Origin of the sequence: Entomospira culicis (assembly GCF_028748145.1) — a bacterium.
Lineage (GTDB): Bacteria > Spirochaetota > Spirochaetia > WRBN01 > WRBN01 > Entomospira > Entomospira culicis.
Genome location: NZ_CP118181.1, coordinates 81,931 through 98,897 on the forward strand (window position 1 = coordinate 81,931; position 16,967 = coordinate 98,897).

Below are 16,967 nucleotides of genomic sequence, written 5' to 3' on the forward strand. Positions count from 1 at the left end.
ATTCTGGGGATAGTCCCCGCATAAAAAACGATTTAATAGAACATTCAACGACGAAATGTGCGATGCGTGCAAGGTATCTATATGTGAGTATACTTGTTTGAACTTAAATAAGTAGAAAGATGTATGTTATTTATGTATAGGGATATTTGTAAGTGTTTTTTAGAAAGTTTATATTAAAAATAAATATATGATTTGAGTAAGGTGGTCGTAGACATGCCTAAATGCTTTATTTGTAGGAGAAAGAACCGATGCCAAAGCAATTGATTGTGGCAACATGGAAGCAGTGGTCTTCACAGTTATCATTTCAGCAAAGCGATTATGGATTTGATTAATGTTATATAAGGAGTGATTTTATGGGTAGTAACGCTACTTTAAACCCGATGATAGATCAGGAGAACACGAGTTATCGTCGAATTTTACGGATTGCATTGCCGATGGTGGTGCAAGGATTAATTTTTGCGGCCATGTTGCTTACGGACAGGATTTTTGTCTCGCATTACGACTTGGTCTCCTTTGCTGCTGTAGGTACGGCAGGCGACTTGGCATTAGCCATTGGTTTCTTTTTTAATGGTACCATTGCCTTTGCTAACGATATGGTGGCGCAGTACTATGGTGCAGAGCGTAAGAATATGCTCGCCTCGCCGGTGTGGGCAGGACTCTTTTTGGCTTTAGTTTTTGGCGCATTTATGATCATTACCTTGCCGATTAGCCGAGAATTTTTTGCGCTTCCTTTTTTTGATCATTCTGAACTGTTGGTGCAAGAAGAGAAGACCTACTTTAGTTATATGATTGTTATGCAATCGGTAGGGTTGATTCAGTTTGCCTTGGTAGCCTTCTTTATTGGGCGCGGTAAGACCCTTTTTTCGATGATTGTCGCAGTTGTGGGCAACCTGGTCAATATCGTTATGGACTACTTCTTGATTTTTGGTAACGGCATCTTTCCGGAGATGGGTATTGCCGGTGCGGGATTAGCCTCGGTGCTGGGAGTTATCACGAGTGTTACCTTTGCGATTATCTTTTTCTTGTTCGCTTCACGCGAGTTTAAGGGGATTTTACGTCCGCGTTTCGAGCCTGACATCATTAAGCGCATGCTTAAGTTTGGTGTACCGGCTGGATTGAAGCTGGGATTAGAGGCGACAGGGTATGCCTTCTTGCTGATAGCTTTGGGTAAATTCGGCGATGCTACGGTGGCTGCCGCGGGTATTGGTTATGGGTTACAGAATTTTGTTTATATGCCGGTCGTCTCTATGGCAACGGCAGGTGCCGTGGTTGTGGCGCAAGAGCGTGGGGCAAATCGGCTACATAATCTCAATGTGATTGTACGTCGGGTATTAATTTTAACGGTGAGTTATGCCTCGATTATGCTTTTAATCTTTGTGCTTATTCCCGATTTCTTAATCGCGCTATACGGTTCTGGTGAGGAGCACTTAGACCTAGAATTGCTGGATGAGACGAAGCGAATTGCCCGTTATTTCTTAATGATTACCGGTTTATGGTTGATTCCAGATGCCTTTTTTAATGTCTACATGCAGGCGCTTAAGGCGTTGGGCGATGGGCGTTATCTCTCCTCACGCATTGCTGTTACGGTATTATTCACCATGATTCTTCCTCCTCTTATCTTGATGAATTTTACTGGGGAGTGGGTGCAGTATGCCATTTATCTTACGGCAGTTGCTTATGTCGTGATTTTATGGGTACTCTTTAACGCACGCTATCGCAGTGGTAAATGGAAAGGACATAAAGTTATCGACTAGTATTAGCCATATTTGGATTCTACGTAAAAGCGTTAAAGAAGATCTTGCTTGGTGGTGAGATCTTCTTTATCTTTGCAGGGCGCGCTTGAGTTAAAAGCGATAGATATGTTATGATAAGCCTAGAGGTAGAAGATGAGAGAGTGGCGATGGGTAGGAATCGTGATCGGGATAATGTGCTTGGTGAGTTTTGGCTCTGCCGAGGAGGTGGAGATCTATCGAAGTAGAGAGCCTATCCAGAGTTTAGAGATCGATCTCTTGAAGGTGCATTTAAGAATTTCTTGGGTGGATGGTCATCAACTAGGCATGCGTCTGGTGGGTGATGGCGCGCGAGAATTTCGCCACAAGGTACGTTATCATAAAGGATCTGGTGTGTTGTCAGTGGGTGAAGAGCTTGCTTTGGGAGAGCGTGCTAGCGATCTCTGGGAGAATCGTGAGGTGATTAAGGAGAGCCCAGCGACAAATCTTACGATGTATCTTGAGATTCCTAAAACCTTTCGCCATGTCCCTTATCGATTTAAAGTGCTGATGGGCGATATTACCCTTGAGGGGCGTGGGGTGGAGCTATTACAGAGCCTCTTTCTTGAAACATTACAAGGCGATATTGTGGTGGATAGGGTACGAGGGCGCAAGGTTTTTGCCAAGAGTGCGCATGGTGCGTTACGTCTGGAGCAGGTTGCCTTCGATTTTGTCGACCTACAAACCATTTATGGGGATATCTCTTTATTGTGGATGACAGGTGGGCGTATCTTTTTGCGTGCCGGACAATTAGCCGGTGGTGCAACGATCAACGGCAAACGTGAGCGTCTACCCAAACAGCTGGCAAGTGTGGGATCTTGGGGGGGTGCTTCAGGACAGAGGCTTTCGGAGGTGGAGATTCGCACCGGCTATGGCAAAATTATCATTGATGTGTAAAAGAGGTGCATTGTGGTTTTAGGGGTTTGTGGTAAGGCGTGCGGTGGCAAAGATGCAGTGAGTCGCCTTCTTGCTGATGATGGCTGGTTGGTGATTGATGCGGATAAGCTAGGTCAAGAGGCGTTACAGGTAAAAGAGCGCGAGATTGTCGTGGCCTTTATGGAGGATGATATTTTTGATGATGCCGGTGGCCTTGACAGGAAGAAATTAGGACGGGTGGTCTTTAGTGATAAGAAGAAACTCGATACACTCAATCAGATTAGCCATCCCTATGTCGTGGAGAAGATCCATCAAGTGCTAGCAGAGCATGCTGGCGAACGCATCGTGATTAATGCTGCGTTATTGCCGATGGTTAAGGTAGAAGGCGTGGACGCACTTATCTATGTGCAGGCGAAATTGTGTCAACGTATGAAGCGCGCGCTGGTGCGGGATAAACGGAGTTTAGGCTTTGTTATCCGACGAATTTGGGCGCAACGCCTCTTGAGGCCTCAACTTTTCTGGAAAAATGTCGATATATATTACATTAACAACAATGAGTCGTTGGCGGATTTGGCGCGCGAGCTTAACATTATCTTAGATAAAATAGCAGGAAAATGATGGTAAAAAAGGGAACAATTGTTACATTAATTCTCTCTGCCGTGGTCGTGGGTGCGAGCATTTGGGTGGGCACGCTCTTCTTTCCACGCGTGGATGAAGGCACGCTTATTGCCGAACTTCCTGGTAAGGGTAAGGATGAGGTACCGAGTACCAATTTGGATAACCCCGACGATGCACCGATTGCGATTATTATTCCCGATGAAGATACGCCCGCGGTTGTTCCCCCCATCACCGATACGGTAACTAATGCACCGATAAAAGATAAAGACACCAATGACGGTAAGAGCGCTAGCACGCCGAGTAGCCCTACCCCTTCGCCCCCTAGCAAGAGCTCTACCCGTGGGGAGTATTGGGTGCAGGCGGGAAGCTTTAGCAGTTTAGCGCGTGCGGTGGCGGCGGCCGAGGCGCTGCAGGAGTTAGGATTGTCTGGTACGATTGAGACGGTAACCCAAGGCGATCGGGTGCTTTATCGCTTACGCTTTGGCGCTTGGCAAAATATCGCTGAAGCCCAACGCTTTCGTGATTACTTACGTGATCAGGAGACTCTACGCCGAGCCTTTCAGTCGCGATCTCTTTTTGATCGCAGCAGTGATTTTGTCGATGCGTATGTGGTGCGCAATTAAAAAAGGATTGTATAAATTATCAATATGGTGTATCATTAAAAGAGAAGAGGAAGAGCAATGGTTAGAGGATTATATATTGGTGCCTCGGGCATGCAGGCAAATGAGCATCGTTTAGATGTGGTGGCAAACAACTTAGCCAATGTCGATTTGACGGGCTACAAAAAGGACGTATCAATCCTAAAGGCCTTTCCAGAGCTACTCATTCAACGGGTAAACGACAACGGACGGGTTACCTTGCCTATCGGTAGCTACGACAGCGCACCGATTGTGGGTAAGCTAGGCATGGGTGTGGAGTATAACGAGACGTACACGCTTTTTGAGCAAGGCAGCTTTAAACAGACAGAGAATGCCTTTGATTTAGCGCTGGGGAATAATGAAGATACCTTGGCGATGGGCTTTTTTGTCATTGAGACACCTTATGGCGAGCGCTATACCCGCAATGGATCGTTTATGTTGGGGAAGGAAGGCTATCTGGAGACGAAGGACGGCTATCGCGTGTTGGGCGAGAACGGCCCGATTCAGGTGAAGCTCCATAACTTTAAGGTAGACAAAGATGGCACGATTTTGCATAATAGCGCCATTGATGGCGACCCACGTGCGGTAATTACGGCGCGCGAGAATGATTGGGCGCAGAGTGAGGTTGTAGATCGTTTACGGATTGTGCACTTCTTCGATACGATGGATCAACCAGCCGAGCGCTACTTGAATAAAGTGGGTAATAGCATGTGGCAAGCTACCGAGCTTTCGGGTGAGGCGCGCGACTTGCAAGTAGGTGAGCGCCGTCCACAAGTGTTGCAGGGCTTTTTAGAGACCTCCTCGGTGAACGCGGTGCAAGAGATGGTAACGATGATTACCGTGAACCGTGCGTATGAGGCATCGCAAAAGAGCGTGCAAACTGCCGATACTGCAATTGAACAAGCAATCAATAAAGTATTGCGCGCATAATTAAGCAACAACGCAAGAAGAGTGAAGAGGATGGGAACATCCTCTTTTTTATTATGTGTGAGTCAAAACAATAAGATTCGGGATTATTCCCTAGCAATTTTTTTGTAGGTTTATGAAATGATAATACAAAAAAGAGAGGAGCATTTGCTCCTCTCGGTGTTAAAAACTAAGTGATTTAATTAAGCAAACTTAAACATGTACCCAACGGTAAATGCTGCAGTAAAGGGAGAAGCACCAGCAAATTTAATATCATAAGGATTAGCCATAGCCTTCATTGCTTGATTGCGGCTCATCTCTTTTGCGAATAGAGCAAAGACGTCGTAGGTAGTGCGGATACCCGTGATGAGGAAGTGGTTTTCGCTATCCATCAAGGGAAAGTAAAGACCAGTATCCATGACAATATTCATACTGATACGACTGGTTGCATTACTATTAAATTTTTCAGAAGAGCCATCGGAATCTTTAAACGTCATGGTAGGAGCAGTTGTAAAGGTCATACCGACACCTACAGCACCATACCAGTTGCCGTACATTAATTTTGCTAGGAGATCCACATCAATGGCCATAAAATTACTGCTTGCGCTACTCCACTGATTTTTATCCCAGTTTCCATCGGCATCAGTGCCGTAGGTTTTATTCATGACACCACGGAAGAGAGAGACGTTCACACCGGGGGTGATAGCAAACCACTCGGTAAGACCAATATCTGCAAAGAGCCCTGCTTGCATCGCTGCGCCAAATTTGACGTCTTGAGCATTACCAAAAGTCCCTTCGCTATTCTTTTCCATACGGGTGGTGAATTCATTCTCGAAACCCACACGAACACCGATACCAATTTCAACTGCATTGCTGTTTAAGGCAACACCTGCAAGGAGGAGTAGACCAAGAACGGTCTTTTTCATCGAGAAAATTTTCATTTATCTTTCCTTCTTTCGGATATGATTTTCCTTAAAAATAACATATTTCTAAGAAAAAGTCAATGAATTTTTGTATATTTTAAATAAATAATGAAATTATTGTAATTTATTGTCATTTTAAAAGACAGAATAATGCTTATGCAGATATTAAATCTTCATCTAAGCACCTTATATGTTAAGGTGCTTATTTACTTTTTGCATGCCGAATCACTCATGCAATGGTGCTATTACCATATCCTTAGTTAATAAAACGGTAGACATAGCCTACGCTAAGCGCGGTACTAAAGAGCGTCATTCCGTTTGCTTTTAGGCTATAGGCGCGGTCGTCTTGCATGGCAGAGAGCATGGAGAAGTAGTGATAAAAGCTCGTTACGTCAACCGCCGTGCGCCAACCAATCATGATGTTGTGGTTATCGTAGCCACCAAGGGGAATGTAGAAGCCGGTATCTAGGACAAAATTCATGCCGACATAAGCTTGCTTAAAGTCTCGTCCTAGATCAAAGTTGCCACCATCGGCGATATCTTTAAAGATGGGGGCGGTGTTAATTGTAACTCCAGGTCCTACGCCTACGTACCATATTCCTAAAAAGAATTTAGCGAGTACTTCTAAGTCAAAAGAGCTGTGGCTTACCTTAATGGTTGCTTCTGCGCCATCTTCGGTATATTTTATATCCATGGTGGTGCGCCTAGCTACCGCGAAGTTAAAGCCCGGACTTATGGCGAAATTGTTGCACTCCCCAAAGCGAAAATCGGCAAAAAATCCTCCCGTAAAATTTAGGGTAAAGGGTAAGTGTTGATATTTAACGTTCCAGCCACCCTCGCCACTACCAAGCATGAATTGATCCCCGGCCCAGTGCACGTCGAATGAGGCCTCAACTCCCGCTCTCATACCAAGACCCACTTCAAAGGCGGTTACCTTACTCGTTATCCCTAATAGAGAGATCCCTACGAATAATGATGATAGTAAAAATTTACTTACACTCTTCATTGTATACTCCTTTTTTTTATTCGTATACCAAAGAACGTATAATTTTTTCTACTTGTCAATAAATTTTTTTAAAAAGATCTTCTTCATCTTATTTTTATCGGATATAAAAAACATATCCTAAGCTCAAGGCCATGCTTGCCCAACTGATAGCATAAATATTGGTGTTTGTATCATACGGATCGGTCTGTATCTTAACGCTATCAATAATACCTTTGACATCAAATGTAGTACGCCAACCCAACAAAATATGGTGTCGTTGAAAGTAGTCTATAGGAAAGTAGTAGCCCGTATCAAAAATAACATTAGCTCCCCAATGAGCTTTGGTATTGTCTATTTCTGGGAAAATACGCGCACCCTCCTCTGTAGTATTATACGTTAGTGTTGGCTTCGTGTTAAGGCTTACCCCAGCACCAAAACCAAAGTACCACCATTTTGCATGATACTTCAATAAGATCTCTGCATCAAAGCTATGTGTTACCGCGGTGATGGTTTCATCCAACTGCGTTTGCTCATTCGTTTTGGTATCAATAAATAACATACTATAGGTACTCTTACGATTGACACTTACGTTTAGGGCGGGGGTAATCGAGAACTTAGGAGTAAGACGAAAATCCATAAAGAGCCCTCCTGTTACGGCTCCGTTAATTGGTTGTAGATAATCGAGACCAAGTTGCCCTTCTTGATATGGAATACGCAGGGGGAAGGTAACTGAAGTTAAGGCACCTTCAAAACCTATACGCGCACCCAAACCAATCTCTACTGCCATCAGGGGTCGACTAAAGATAGTTAGCCCCAAGCTAGCCATAAGTATGAATAAATAATTTACTTTTTTCATCCTAATAGTAGTGTAAACGATTTTTTCTATTGCGTCAAGAGAAGCATACGTTTTTGGGGATCTCTTCCTTAGATAAATCGATAGACGTATCCTGCAGTGAGGCTGGTACTAACCGGTGTTGTAAGACTAAAGCTCTCGTTCCTGAATTCATTTGGGCTATTAACTGTGAGGGTGGTGCGCCAACCAAGAAAAATGTTATGTCTTTTTCCGGCAAAAGGGAGGTAGAAGCCGGTATCAAGGACAACATTAAATCCAATAAATCCTCTTTTTTCAAGATTTTCAGGGGTGTAACTTACTTTTTTTCGCGCTGAATTAGAGGTGAGGGTTGGTGCACTATTCATGTTTAACCCAAGTCCCATCCCAAGATACCAATGCGCCACATGGATTTTTGCTAGTAGCTCTACATCTAAGGTATGTGTACCCAGACGCATGGGTCGGTTCATTTCTTTCTCATCATCATATAGATTTACTTTTGTTTGACGATTAAGGGAAAAGTTGAGGGCAGGGGAGAGAGAAAACCAATCAATTAAGCGAAGATCCGCGAAGAGACCTAGCGTGAAGTTACTACCACTGGGAATACGCGACCAAACCACTTTATATTGATCTCCGTTTAAATAGAGAGCGTCGTCTGACCAGCGTTTATTGATGACCGACAGCTCATAACCAAGGCGTGTTCCTACACTAATATCAAAAGCTTGGGCTGGTTTAGCTAGACCCAAGTTTGCTATAATGAATAGGGGAATCAGTAATAAAATTTTGTATCGTTGAGACATAATTTACCCTCTTTTAGAAAAAGCTACCTACTATACATAATATTTTGTATAGCAGGATTGAGCATAGGAACTCCTAGTTCGCGGTTACCTAGATAAATCGATAGACGTACCCTACGGTGATGCTAGTGGCTACTGGGGAGATAGCAAAGGCACTGTTTCTTTCTTGTTCCTCGTCCCCGAAGAAAAGATTTGTGACATAAGAAATAGAGTTAAGTAGAATGGTGGTTCTCCATCCGATAAAGACATTGTGGTTATTGGAGACAATAGGAATGTAAAGACCTGTATCGAGAACAAGGCTAAATCCAGTGAAGCCTTTCGTTGGGATTAATCCTTCTGGATCGAAATTCTCCTTTCCATCTTCCGATATTGCCGTAAAAGTTGGGGCAGTGGTCATACTTAGACCCACTCCTGTGCCGAAGTACCACCAGCCAATATGAAATTTAGCAACAAGATCTAGATCGAAGGTATTGGCACTCATGCTTACCACCACATCCTCCACCAAGTAATCATAAACGGATAGATCCATTGGCATTTTACGTGCCGTAGAAAAATTGAATGCTGGGCTAATGGAGAACCATGAGGCTAGACGAATGTCTGCGAAGATACCGGCAGTAAAGTTGTTACTGAGATTGAGGAAGCCCTGCCATTCTAAGCTTAGCCCATTGTTTCCAAACCATAAATCGTCGCCAGGCCAGTGCAAGTTAAGCGAGGCTTCATAGCCAAGGCGCGCGCCCACCCCGATATCGAAGGCATGAGCTGACTTTACTAATCCTACATTGGTTGCGATGAATAGCGGAATCATTAATAAAATTTTGTGTAGTTGAGACATGATTGTACTCCCTTTTTAAATAATACATACAATATATATTATTTGTAAAACGAAGTCAATATGTTATTTGGCTAAAAAAGGAAGAAAAGGAAATTTTACGATCCTTTTCTTCCAAAGAAACTAAAATTGAACGAAATAACCAAGCATCATAGAGATCGACAGTGGACTAAAGACATGAGTTTGTTGCCCCAAAATATCAATGATATCGCTGGTAGAGGGATTTTCAGGAGCCTCTTTTATGACATTATAGATAGTCTTTATGCCCTGCACATCGAAGGTGGTACGCATGCTTAATAGCAGGTGATGGTGCTCCGATTGTGCAATTGGAATATAAAGCCCACTATCTAATACCACATTAACACCCATTTTTCGTTGCATTTTAAAGAAATCAGTCTCCAGCGTTTCACTCTCTACATTAAAGGCTACTGGTGAGTAAAAGGCAAGTCCTGCACCAATGCCCAGATACCACCATTTAGCGTGAAATTTTGCTAATAAATCAACGTCTAAGGTATTGTAGCGCAGATGAAAATTACTGATGTCATTGGCATTAGTGTTGTTCTCCATCTGAAGGTTCGCGCGTCGCTGTAGCGCAAACTGTGCCGATGGCGAGAGCGAAAACCATGAACTAAAACGAAAATCCGCTAAGAGTCCCATAACTAGGTTCACACTAAAGAGTTGCCCGTCTTTATGGCTGTAAAGTTTAGAAATTTGCTCCATCATTGGCTGATCCCCCGGATAGGCACTATTTAAGGAGAATTCCGCCCCCACGCGCGCACCCAGTCCAATGGTCATTGCCTGCATTTGGCTTACCTGTACGAAGATCAACGTACATAATAAGAACATTTTTTTCATCTATATATCCCCCTTTAAGATCATCAACACTGCTAGACAAAAGATATATCTTTGCGTCAAGTATATAATGCAAACTAACCCACATAATCACGTGTATGTGATAAGGTTAGCTTAGCCCAAAGCACGAGATAGTGTCAAGCAAAAAGAGCCGTTTTAGCGATTATTCGTAGAGGAGAAAATGCTAGATAATGAAAAAAAATCTCTCATCCAGATAATAAAAAAAGCCCTCAAAGAAATGAGAGCTTTAAAAAAGTGTTGTCTATATTAAAACAATTACTCAGTAACCGTTACGTTAAACGTACCCTCGTAGGTAGTATCTTTGTAAGTAACAACATAGCTAACGGTTGTAGTACCCGCTTTCTGCCCACTAATAGCACCTACAGCGCTAGTAGGACCTACGCCACCACCAGACATAAAGTTAATAATAGATGGATCTTCTACAGTAAACTCAACTGTAGAATTTTGCATTATCTCTGCAAATTTCAAATCTTGAGCAAGCTTTGGATCTTGCGCTACTTCCATCATGTCGCGACCATTGATAAGTGGCGTAACCGGAAGAGATCCCATTGTACCAATAGTAACATCTGCGTAGGAGTAGACATAGGCTAGCTTAGGTGCGGCTGGCTTAGATGCGCTGGTGGAAGACTGGTTGCTATTATCAGCACCAGCATTGTCTTTGTTACCGCCACAGCTAACTAAGCTAAGTGCTGCGATGGAGATTAGAGCAAAAAATAATTTTTTCATGAAACCCTCATTCAAAATTGTAAAATATTATGCTTAATATCATACTATAAGGAAGAAATTATGTCAATGACTTTTGCATAAAAAAAGAGATGATTCTCTCTTCTGTAAAATAAAAGAGAGAATCAAAATTATTAGGCTACCACCACTTGTAGTGAGCAAAGGCGCGGTTGGCCTCGGCCATTTTGTGCATATCCTCTTTCTTTTTGAAAGATGCACCCGTGTTGTTGGCGGCATCAAGGAGTTCGTTGGCGAGCTTTTCTGCCATGCTACGACCATTGCGCTTGCGAGAGGCGGCGATGATCCAGCGCATAGCGAGGGCTTCTCGGCGCGACTCTTTTACTTCGATGGGTACTTGGAAGGTCGCACCACCGACACGGCGAGATTTAACTTCAACGAGGGGTTTGACATTTTCGAGCGCTTTATTAAAGATCTCAATAGCCTCTTTTTGACCCTTTTCGGCAACTTTTTCCATTGCTTCATACATGATAGAGCGACAGACATTCTTCTTACCGCTAAGCATCATGCGAGAGATAAAGCGTGTTACCACCTGACTATTGTAAACTGGATCTGGTTCTACGGGACGATCGATTTTGGTATATTTTTTTCTTGGCATTTTTCAGCATAACTCCTTTAAATGGTGAGATAGGTAGGTTGACGCGTTGTTAGGTTTTTGGCTTCTTCGCGCCGTACTTACTGCGACCTTGTCGGCGACCATCAACACCAAGGGAGTCTTTGGCTCCACGTACAATGTGATAACGCACACCAGGAAGGTCTTTTACTAATCCACCACGAATAAGCACGACATTGTGCTCTTGAAGGTTGTGGCCAATACCGGGGATATACGCCCAAACTTCCATCTTGTTAGATAGACGCACACGCGCAACCTTACGTTGAGCGGAGTTTGGTTTACGTGGGGTTTGCACGATAACACGCACACATACGCCACGTTTTTGGGGACAATTTTGCAAAGCAGGAGACTTTGTTTTTGTGGTTTTGCTCTTTCGTCCTTGACGAACGAGCTGATTAATTGTAGGCATTGCATACCTCTCCTAAAAAAATATCATTATAACAACGTATAATGGCGTGCTACCAAGAGAGGAGATGTGCATCAATATAATGAGACCAGCTTTAGCGCGATCGATTTTATTAGATGTCCCACTTGACTTGGCAACGGGCACTTAGCTAGGCATTAGATGGGTTAAATCTAACGGTTACCTTCGTTTTACAACGCAAGCTAACGGGTAACTAGGAATGCGACGGGGGGGACTTGAACCCCCACGGCCGAGCGGCCACTAGCACCTCAAGCTAGCATGTCTACCATTTCATCACCATCGCATGGAGTCTTCGATATTCAATCGGTCTTCATTATAGCTAATTACGCAAACTAAGTCAATATCTTTTGGCGTTATTTTCGATAAATTTATATAAAAAAAGCCCCACTCAAGCGACTAAGTGGGGCAAAGGACGGAAAATGTTTCTCTATTTGTCTTTTTGTTTGAGCGCAAAGCCCTTAGCGATTGCCCAGCCACTTTCACGCAGCAGGGTGTGGGCGGGGTCTTCCCCATCCCAAAAGAGAAATCCTTCTAAAATGGGTAGACGGGTAATTTCTTTCTTGGTATATTTTTGGGGATGCTTGCGCGATACTTGCCAGAGGGTAGAAAGCAAGAGTCGTTGGGCACCAGCGCGATGCAAATGCTCCATTTGAAATACCTCGGCAAGCTCGCAAACCATCTGTGTGGCGCTCTGCACATCTAAAGGAATATTGACCCCAGGAATTGCCGTCGCATGATGATCCTTAATATCTCGAATGGCGCGTTGGATAATGCGTTTACAGGTAGCCTTCTCTTTACTGGTCATCAACCTCTCCTTTCTTCTATTATAGAATGACTTTCTTATTTTGTCAATAAAAAATAAATTATAATGCAAATATTTATTAAATATTGATATTTATGCATATAGACACTGATATGAATTATAATTTATATAAATATTAAAAAATATCAATATTTTTTGTCTTTTGGTAATTTTCGTCTCTTTTTCCTCACTTAGTGCCGATGATTTATTAAATGATGATTTGCCAAGTATCTTTTGAGATTTTATAATTATAAAATGAATTTACTCTTTTGTCAATATAAAATGAATTATAATTTAGTAATTAAATATTTTTTTATAAATATTTATAAAAGATGTGTGTCTGTATTATAATTTATATTAATATTAAAATATGGGATAAAATCATCTTTTTTTGTTATTTCCCTTCCGATTTTCCTCGCTATGACCGATAGAATAATTATGCCAAAAGCCAAAGAGAAGTATCCTTATCAAGGCAGAGTGTTGCGCTATCTCTACGCCAATCGCCTTATCTTACGGCGCATCGTGAATATTATGATGCGTACCAGTATGCTTGCTGTCTTTTTCTTTCTTATCGGGATGTATCAACGCTTTACGCCTAGCACCCAGTATCGTCTTTTGGATATTACGCGTTATACAGCAACTTTTTCGTTTGTCGCCACGCTCTTTATGATCATCTTACGTGTTGTGGTCAGTCGTTATCGCAAAATTCGCCTTCACCACATTCTTGGCGAGACGCTCTATATGTTTGTCATGCTCTTTTTAGCTATTATTAACAGTGTGCTGGGCGTTTGGCTAGATGGTAATGTTTTACCGATATAAATGCGTCGCAACATTGATTTTTCCTTGGCTCATACCGATGTTCTAGGCAAGAGCATGAGGAGAAGCGGGGGAGTATCTTTGTGAGTTTAAAAGTTGGGCTCATTGCAACGGGTGAGCTTTATGAGGAGAGTTTGCGTCAGCGGGTGGTGGGCATTAGCCAGTCGGCGCAGTTATTGATGCAACTTTTCGATTACCTCGAGCCATTGATCGTGGTGGGTATGACTCCATCGTATTTTAAAGCACAGGCGCAAGCGTATGCATTACAATTAGGTGTAACGTTAGCCCCAAGTCAGATCTCCTTTTGTCGTTTCGGACAGGTGCACCCTGATCATCGTATATTTCAGGAAGAACCGTTGCAAGCTGGCGAAGCCTTTACTTTGGATATCTGGATTCTCTATCAGGGATATCATGCTGACTTGGCTAGAATTTATCACCTTCCGCCGTATCGGCGTGAAATCCTTCTGCTCAAGAAGGGCGCACTCGCGGTGCAAGAAGCTGCCGCCAAAGCCGCCAAAGCAGGGGAACGTCTCTTGAATATTGTGCAAGCCGCGCAGTTGGCCGCCATGCAAGCGGGCGTCTCGATTGTGGAGGGCGCTTGTGGGCATGGGGTGGGGTACGCGTTGCACGAGGAGCCGACAATTGCCTTTTGTTACAATGCTGGATCGCCCTTTTCTCGCTTAAAAGCCGGCAGCATTATTACCATCGAACCGCTTATTGCGCTCAAGCCCACCACCCTCACCATTCATAACGATGGCGTGGTAACCCTGCCTGCAGAGATTCCTTTTTTCTATGCCGAGGCGATGGTTTATGTGGGCGAGCATCAGAGTGTAGTGATTGGACAATAAGCGAGCGCTATACCGTGCTAGCACTCGCTGAGAGGTTGATTATACGTTAGCAACATCCTCTTTCTTGAGGGCAATCATTGTAATAATAAAGCCCATGAGGTAGGCGATAAGTAAGCCAATGAAGTAGTTGACGAAGGAGGATGGGTCTTTGGTTAGGGGTAGACCCACTAAGCCTGAGGGACCCCATGCCGTAGTTCCCACTTGAGTAAGCATGATCCATGCGCCACCAAAGCCTGCACCTAATCCCGCGGTGATAAAGGATTTCCCCAAGGGCAAGGTTACGCCATAGATAAGCGGTTCGCCCACCCCTAAAAATCCTGCAGGCAACGCTCCTGTGATAATCTTTTGCATACGAAAATTACGCACTTGACGTGCTTTTAGGTAAATTGCGATGGTTGCTCCCACTTGTCCAGCCCCTGCCATCGCGAGTACGGGAAAGAGCGTTACATAGCCTAACTGTTGTAACTGAATATCGTAGATCGGGATGAGCCCATGGTGGAGCCCGAGTAAAACCATCGGCAAGAAGAGGGCAGCCAGCACGTAGCCAGAGATAACATTGACAATGGTATAGGGTGAGTTGATGAGGTAGGAGAGCCCTTTAATGAGGATGTCGGAGAAGAGACCGGCAAGTGGCATGACGGCAAAGAGCATGAGGATTCCTGTGATGAGGATTGCCAAGAAGCCAGTGAGAACAAGATCGAGGACATCGGGGATAATTTTTCGTAGTCGTTTCTCGATGATGGAGAGAAGGTAAACGCCAAAAATCACCCCAATGACTCCGCCTTTTCCGCTGATTAAGAGGGATTGTAAGGGCGTTTGCGCGTTGTAGATCACGAGATCTCCAAAAACTCCGTTAAAAGAGTTCGCGATGGTATTGACCAGCGGATCAATACTCATGGCACCGATCATTCCGCCTAAAACCTCGGTAGCACCAAATTGTTTCGCGGCATTTACTCCGGTAAAGATAGCAAAGTAACTCCAAAAGGCGTTGCCAAGAAGATTCAATAACTGAACCGTAATGACGATGCTCTGGAGCGGAGTGCCGCCATTTTTCATAACCTCTGCAATGAGTAGCTGGTTGGTGAGACTAGCGATGCCCCGAAAGAGTCCGCCGGCGATGATGGCAGGAATAAGGGGAAAGAAGATATTACCAATAACCTTGAGGAAGTTACGCATTTTGGAGGGTTTTTGTCCAGCTTTGAGGGCGTTTTTGTTGGCTTGCCAATCGTTGTCTGGTTCGGTAGTGGCGGTTTGATGGGCGATCCACCCCTGCTCTTTGAGGACGATTTCGAAGGCTTCGCGTACTTTTTGCGCTTTGCCAGGACCGATAATGATTTGGAAATTGAGATCTTCTACGATACCTAATACGCCTTCGGTTTGTTTGAGCACCCTGCTATCTACTTTACGCAGATCAACAAGGGTTAATCGTAAACGTGTCATACAGTTAGCTACAGCGATGATGTTCTCCTTACCGCCGAGCAGGGGTAAGAGGGTCTTACTAAGTTCTTCATGGGTCATACGACATACTCCTATTATAGATGAGAAAATTTATTCTCGTCAATATTCATCTTATCATATTATGCTAAATAAGTAAAGCTTGACAGCGGGTATGTAAATCTATTATAATGTCGACATGTTAGGAGTGAGTCTTTTTCCTGGGTTGGATATTGCGTGGGCGGAGTATGCGCGCTATTTAGATTCGGCGAAAGCCTTAGGGTTTGGGTTGGTCTTTAGTTCGTTGCATATCCCCGAAGCCGATGAGAGGCGTTTGGCGCGTGAGGTTGATTTGATGATCGCGCATTGCCAGAAGCTGGGGCTAAAGTTGGTGATCGATACCAGTAAAGAGTATTTTGATCGATATGATTGGGCAACGATGCCACTGCATGCGTTACGTTTAGATTTTGGTTTTAGCGATGAGGAGATCGTGGCGCTTTCGCATCAGTTATCCTGTAAAATATCGCTTAATGCCAGCGTAATTAGCCAAGAAAATTGGCAAAATTTGGTGCGTTTAGGGCTAAATGTGGCTCATGTCGAGGTCTGTCATAACTACTATCCGCGTGAGGATACAGGCATTAGCGCAGAATTATTAGCGCAAAGAAATCACTTTTTTCACGAGATGGGCTTCTCTACGATGGCCTTTGTTGCTTCGCATTATCGTCCACGTGCGCCTTTGTATGCGGGCTTACCCACGCTAGAGCAACATCGAAATCTCTTGCCAGCGGTAGCCATGCAACATTTGTGGCAGTTGGGCACCGAACATGTGATTATTGGCGATGCGATGGCAAGTGTAGCGGAATTAGAACAGTGTAGTTTGTTGTCGCCCCGACGATTGACGCTCTTTGTAACACCTCAAGCAGATCTCCAGCCAAGTGAGGTGGCATTACTGCAAGCCGAGCACACGAATCGCACGGATATGGGTGAATGCGTGGTACGATCGCAGGAGTCTCGCTTGTTGATGAAGCATCTTCTGCCCATTGAGGCACGATCTCCACAAACCCGAGCACCCTATACAGTTGCGGTGGATAATCAGGCGTATCCGCGCTATCACGGGGAGTTACAGATTGTGGCATTTTCTCGCCCTGCCGATGAGCGCGTCAATGTGATCGCCGATGCCTCTCCCAGCGCGATCTTGATTGATGGCATGCGTGGGGGAGAGCCGTTCTCTTTTGTGCGTATGTGA

General features: G+C 44.1%; 19 protein-coding genes and 1 tRNA gene. 8 read left to right on the forward strand and 12 right to left on the reverse strand.

Translation table 11 applies throughout. The features are described 5' to 3' along the window. Positions 1–353: 353 nt before the first annotated feature. The 5 genes from PVA46_RS00365 to PVA46_RS00385 all read left to right on the forward strand — a co-directional run bounded on the left by PVA46_RS00365 (position 354) and on the right by PVA46_RS00385 (position 4,831). Positions 354–1,754: an MATE family efflux transporter gene (locus PVA46_RS00365; protein ID WP_167694764.1), complete on the forward strand. Its 1,401-nt coding sequence runs from the start codon at positions 354–356 to the stop codon at positions 1,752–1,754. Positions 1,755–1,886: 132 nt separating this feature from the next. Continuing rightward, positions 1,887–2,666, forward strand: a complete 780-nt coding sequence (locus PVA46_RS00370) for a DUF4097 family beta strand repeat-containing protein (RefSeq protein ID WP_274360292.1) — start codon at positions 1,887–1,889, stop codon at positions 2,664–2,666. A 12-nt stretch (positions 2,667–2,678) separates the two neighbouring features. Further along, on the forward strand, positions 2,679–3,263 hold the full coding sequence (gene coaE, locus PVA46_RS00375) for a dephospho-CoA kinase (protein WP_167694768.1): 585 nt from the start codon (positions 2,679–2,681) through the stop codon (positions 3,261–3,263). Further along, entirely contained in the window at positions 3,260–3,886 is a 627-nt protein-coding gene (locus tag PVA46_RS00380) for an SPOR domain-containing protein (RefSeq protein ID WP_167694769.1), read from the forward strand. Before coaE ends, PVA46_RS00380 begins: the two co-directional genes overlap by 4 nt. A gap of 57 nt (positions 3,887–3,943) precedes the next feature. After that, on the forward strand, positions 3,944–4,831 hold the full coding sequence (locus tag PVA46_RS00385; RefSeq protein WP_167694771.1) for a flagellar hook-basal body protein: 888 nt from the start codon (positions 3,944–3,946) through the stop codon (positions 4,829–4,831). A 179-nt stretch (positions 4,832–5,010) separates the two neighbouring features. Here the strand turns inward: PVA46_RS00385 and PVA46_RS00390 are convergent, their stop codons facing one another. The 11 genes from PVA46_RS00390 to PVA46_RS00440 all read right to left on the reverse strand — a co-directional run bounded on the left by PVA46_RS00390 (position 5,011) and on the right by PVA46_RS00440 (position 12,626). Beyond that, positions 5,011–5,748: an outer membrane beta-barrel protein gene (locus PVA46_RS00390; RefSeq protein ID WP_167694772.1), complete on the reverse strand. Its 738-nt coding sequence runs from the start codon at positions 5,746–5,748 to the stop codon at positions 5,011–5,013. Between the two features lie 238 nt (positions 5,749–5,986). After that, positions 5,987–6,736, reverse strand: coding sequence for a hypothetical protein (locus PVA46_RS00395; RefSeq protein WP_167694774.1), 750 nt, complete (start codon positions 6,734–6,736; stop codon positions 5,987–5,989). Positions 6,737–6,830: 94 nt separating this feature from the next. Then, positions 6,831–7,571 (reverse strand): porin family protein, encoded by a 741-nt coding sequence (locus PVA46_RS00400; RefSeq protein ID WP_274360293.1) that lies wholly within the window; start codon positions 7,569–7,571, stop codon positions 6,831–6,833. Between the two features lie 68 nt (positions 7,572–7,639). Further along, positions 7,640–8,344 carry a hypothetical protein gene (locus tag PVA46_RS00405; protein WP_167694778.1) on the reverse strand — a complete coding sequence of 235 codons (705 nt, stop codon included), beginning with the start codon at positions 8,342–8,344 and terminating at the stop codon, positions 7,640–7,642. 88 nt (positions 8,345–8,432) lie between these two features. Next, positions 8,433–9,173 (reverse strand): hypothetical protein, encoded by a 741-nt coding sequence (locus tag PVA46_RS00410; RefSeq protein WP_167694780.1) that lies wholly within the window; start codon positions 9,171–9,173, stop codon positions 8,433–8,435. Positions 9,174–9,293: 120 nt separating this feature from the next. Beyond that, positions 9,294–10,025, reverse strand: a complete 732-nt coding sequence (locus tag PVA46_RS00415; RefSeq protein WP_167694781.1) for a porin family protein — start codon at positions 10,023–10,025, stop codon at positions 9,294–9,296. A gap of 273 nt (positions 10,026–10,298) precedes the next feature. Further along, entirely contained in the window at positions 10,299–10,769 is a 471-nt protein-coding gene (locus tag PVA46_RS00420; RefSeq protein ID WP_167694783.1) for a hypothetical protein, read from the reverse strand. Positions 10,770–10,905: 136 nt separating this feature from the next. Continuing rightward, on the reverse strand, positions 10,906–11,382 hold the full coding sequence (rpsG, locus tag PVA46_RS00425; RefSeq protein WP_167694785.1) for a 30S ribosomal protein S7: 477 nt from the start codon (positions 11,380–11,382) through the stop codon (positions 10,906–10,908). A 49-nt stretch (positions 11,383–11,431) separates the two neighbouring features. After that, positions 11,432–11,806, reverse strand: coding sequence for a 30S ribosomal protein S12 (gene rpsL, locus PVA46_RS00430; protein ID WP_167694787.1), 375 nt, complete (start codon positions 11,804–11,806; stop codon positions 11,432–11,434). Between the two features lie 215 nt (positions 11,807–12,021). After that, positions 12,022–12,104 (reverse strand) — tRNA-Leu (locus PVA46_RS00435). 144 nt (positions 12,105–12,248) lie between these two features. Continuing rightward, complete coding sequence (locus PVA46_RS00440; RefSeq protein ID WP_167694789.1) at positions 12,249–12,626, reverse strand: hypothetical protein; 378 nt, start codon at positions 12,624–12,626, stop codon at positions 12,249–12,251. Positions 12,627–13,061: 435 nt separating this feature from the next. Between PVA46_RS00440 and PVA46_RS00445 the strand changes: the two genes are divergently transcribed. After that, complete coding sequence (locus tag PVA46_RS00445; protein WP_167694790.1) at positions 13,062–13,442, forward strand: hypothetical protein; 381 nt, start codon at positions 13,062–13,064, stop codon at positions 13,440–13,442. 80 nt (positions 13,443–13,522) lie between these two features. Then, positions 13,523–14,287 (forward strand): M24 family metallopeptidase, encoded by a 765-nt coding sequence (locus PVA46_RS00450; protein ID WP_167694792.1) that lies wholly within the window; start codon positions 13,523–13,525, stop codon positions 14,285–14,287. Between the two features lie 39 nt (positions 14,288–14,326). Here the strand turns inward: PVA46_RS00450 and PVA46_RS00455 are convergent, their stop codons facing one another. Beyond that, positions 14,327–15,805: a PTS transporter subunit EIIC gene (locus tag PVA46_RS00455; protein WP_167694793.1), complete on the reverse strand. Its 1,479-nt coding sequence runs from the start codon at positions 15,803–15,805 to the stop codon at positions 14,327–14,329. Positions 15,806–15,920: 115 nt separating this feature from the next. Between PVA46_RS00455 and PVA46_RS00460 the strand changes: the two genes are divergently transcribed. Then, positions 15,921–16,967: a MupG family TIM beta-alpha barrel fold protein gene (locus PVA46_RS00460; RefSeq protein ID WP_167694795.1), complete on the forward strand. Its 1,047-nt coding sequence runs from the start codon at positions 15,921–15,923 to the stop codon at positions 16,965–16,967.

Coding starts and splice junctions, on each gene's coding strand:
- rpsL (WP_167694787.1), bottom strand. CDS start 11,806: ATGCCTACAATTAATCAGCTCGTTCGTCAAGGACGAAAGAGCAAAACC.
- PVA46_RS00390 (WP_167694772.1), bottom strand. CDS start 5,748: ATGAAAATTTTCTCGATGAAAAAGACCGTTCTTGGTCTACTCCTCCTT.
- PVA46_RS00410 (WP_167694780.1), bottom strand. CDS start 9,173: ATGTCTCAACTACACAAAATTTTATTAATGATTCCGCTATTCATCGCA.
- PVA46_RS00405 (WP_167694778.1), bottom strand. CDS start 8,344: ATGTCTCAACGATACAAAATTTTATTACTGATTCCCCTATTCATTATA.
- PVA46_RS00440 (WP_167694789.1), bottom strand. CDS start 12,626: ATGACCAGTAAAGAGAAGGCTACCTGTAAACGCATTATCCAACGCGCC.
- PVA46_RS00370 (WP_274360292.1), top strand. CDS start 1,887: ATGAGAGAGTGGCGATGGGTAGGAATCGTGATCGGGATAATGTGCTTG.
- PVA46_RS00455 (WP_167694793.1), bottom strand. CDS start 15,805: ATGACCCATGAAGAACTTAGTAAGACCCTCTTACCCCTGCTCGGCGGT.
- PVA46_RS00400 (WP_274360293.1), bottom strand. CDS start 7,571: ATGAAAAAAGTAAATTATTTATTCATACTTATGGCTAGCTTGGGGCTA.
- rpsG (WP_167694785.1), bottom strand. CDS start 11,382: ATGCCAAGAAAAAAATATACCAAAATCGATCGTCCCGTAGAACCAGAT.
- PVA46_RS00395 (WP_167694774.1), bottom strand. CDS start 6,736: ATGAAGAGTGTAAGTAAATTTTTACTATCATCATTATTCGTAGGGATC.
- PVA46_RS00460 (WP_167694795.1), top strand. CDS start 15,921: ATGTTAGGAGTGAGTCTTTTTCCTGGGTTGGATATTGCGTGGGCGGAG.
- PVA46_RS00420 (WP_167694783.1), bottom strand. CDS start 10,769: ATGAAAAAATTATTTTTTGCTCTAATCTCCATCGCAGCACTTAGCTTA.
- PVA46_RS00445 (WP_167694790.1), top strand. CDS start 13,062: ATGCCAAAAGCCAAAGAGAAGTATCCTTATCAAGGCAGAGTGTTGCGC.
- PVA46_RS00415 (WP_167694781.1), bottom strand. CDS start 10,025: ATGAAAAAAATGTTCTTATTATGTACGTTGATCTTCGTACAGGTAAGC.
- PVA46_RS00385 (WP_167694771.1), top strand. CDS start 3,944: ATGGTTAGAGGATTATATATTGGTGCCTCGGGCATGCAGGCAAATGAG.
- PVA46_RS00380 (WP_167694769.1), top strand. CDS start 3,260: ATGATGGTAAAAAAGGGAACAATTGTTACATTAATTCTCTCTGCCGTG.
- PVA46_RS00365 (WP_167694764.1), top strand. CDS start 354: ATGGGTAGTAACGCTACTTTAAACCCGATGATAGATCAGGAGAACACG.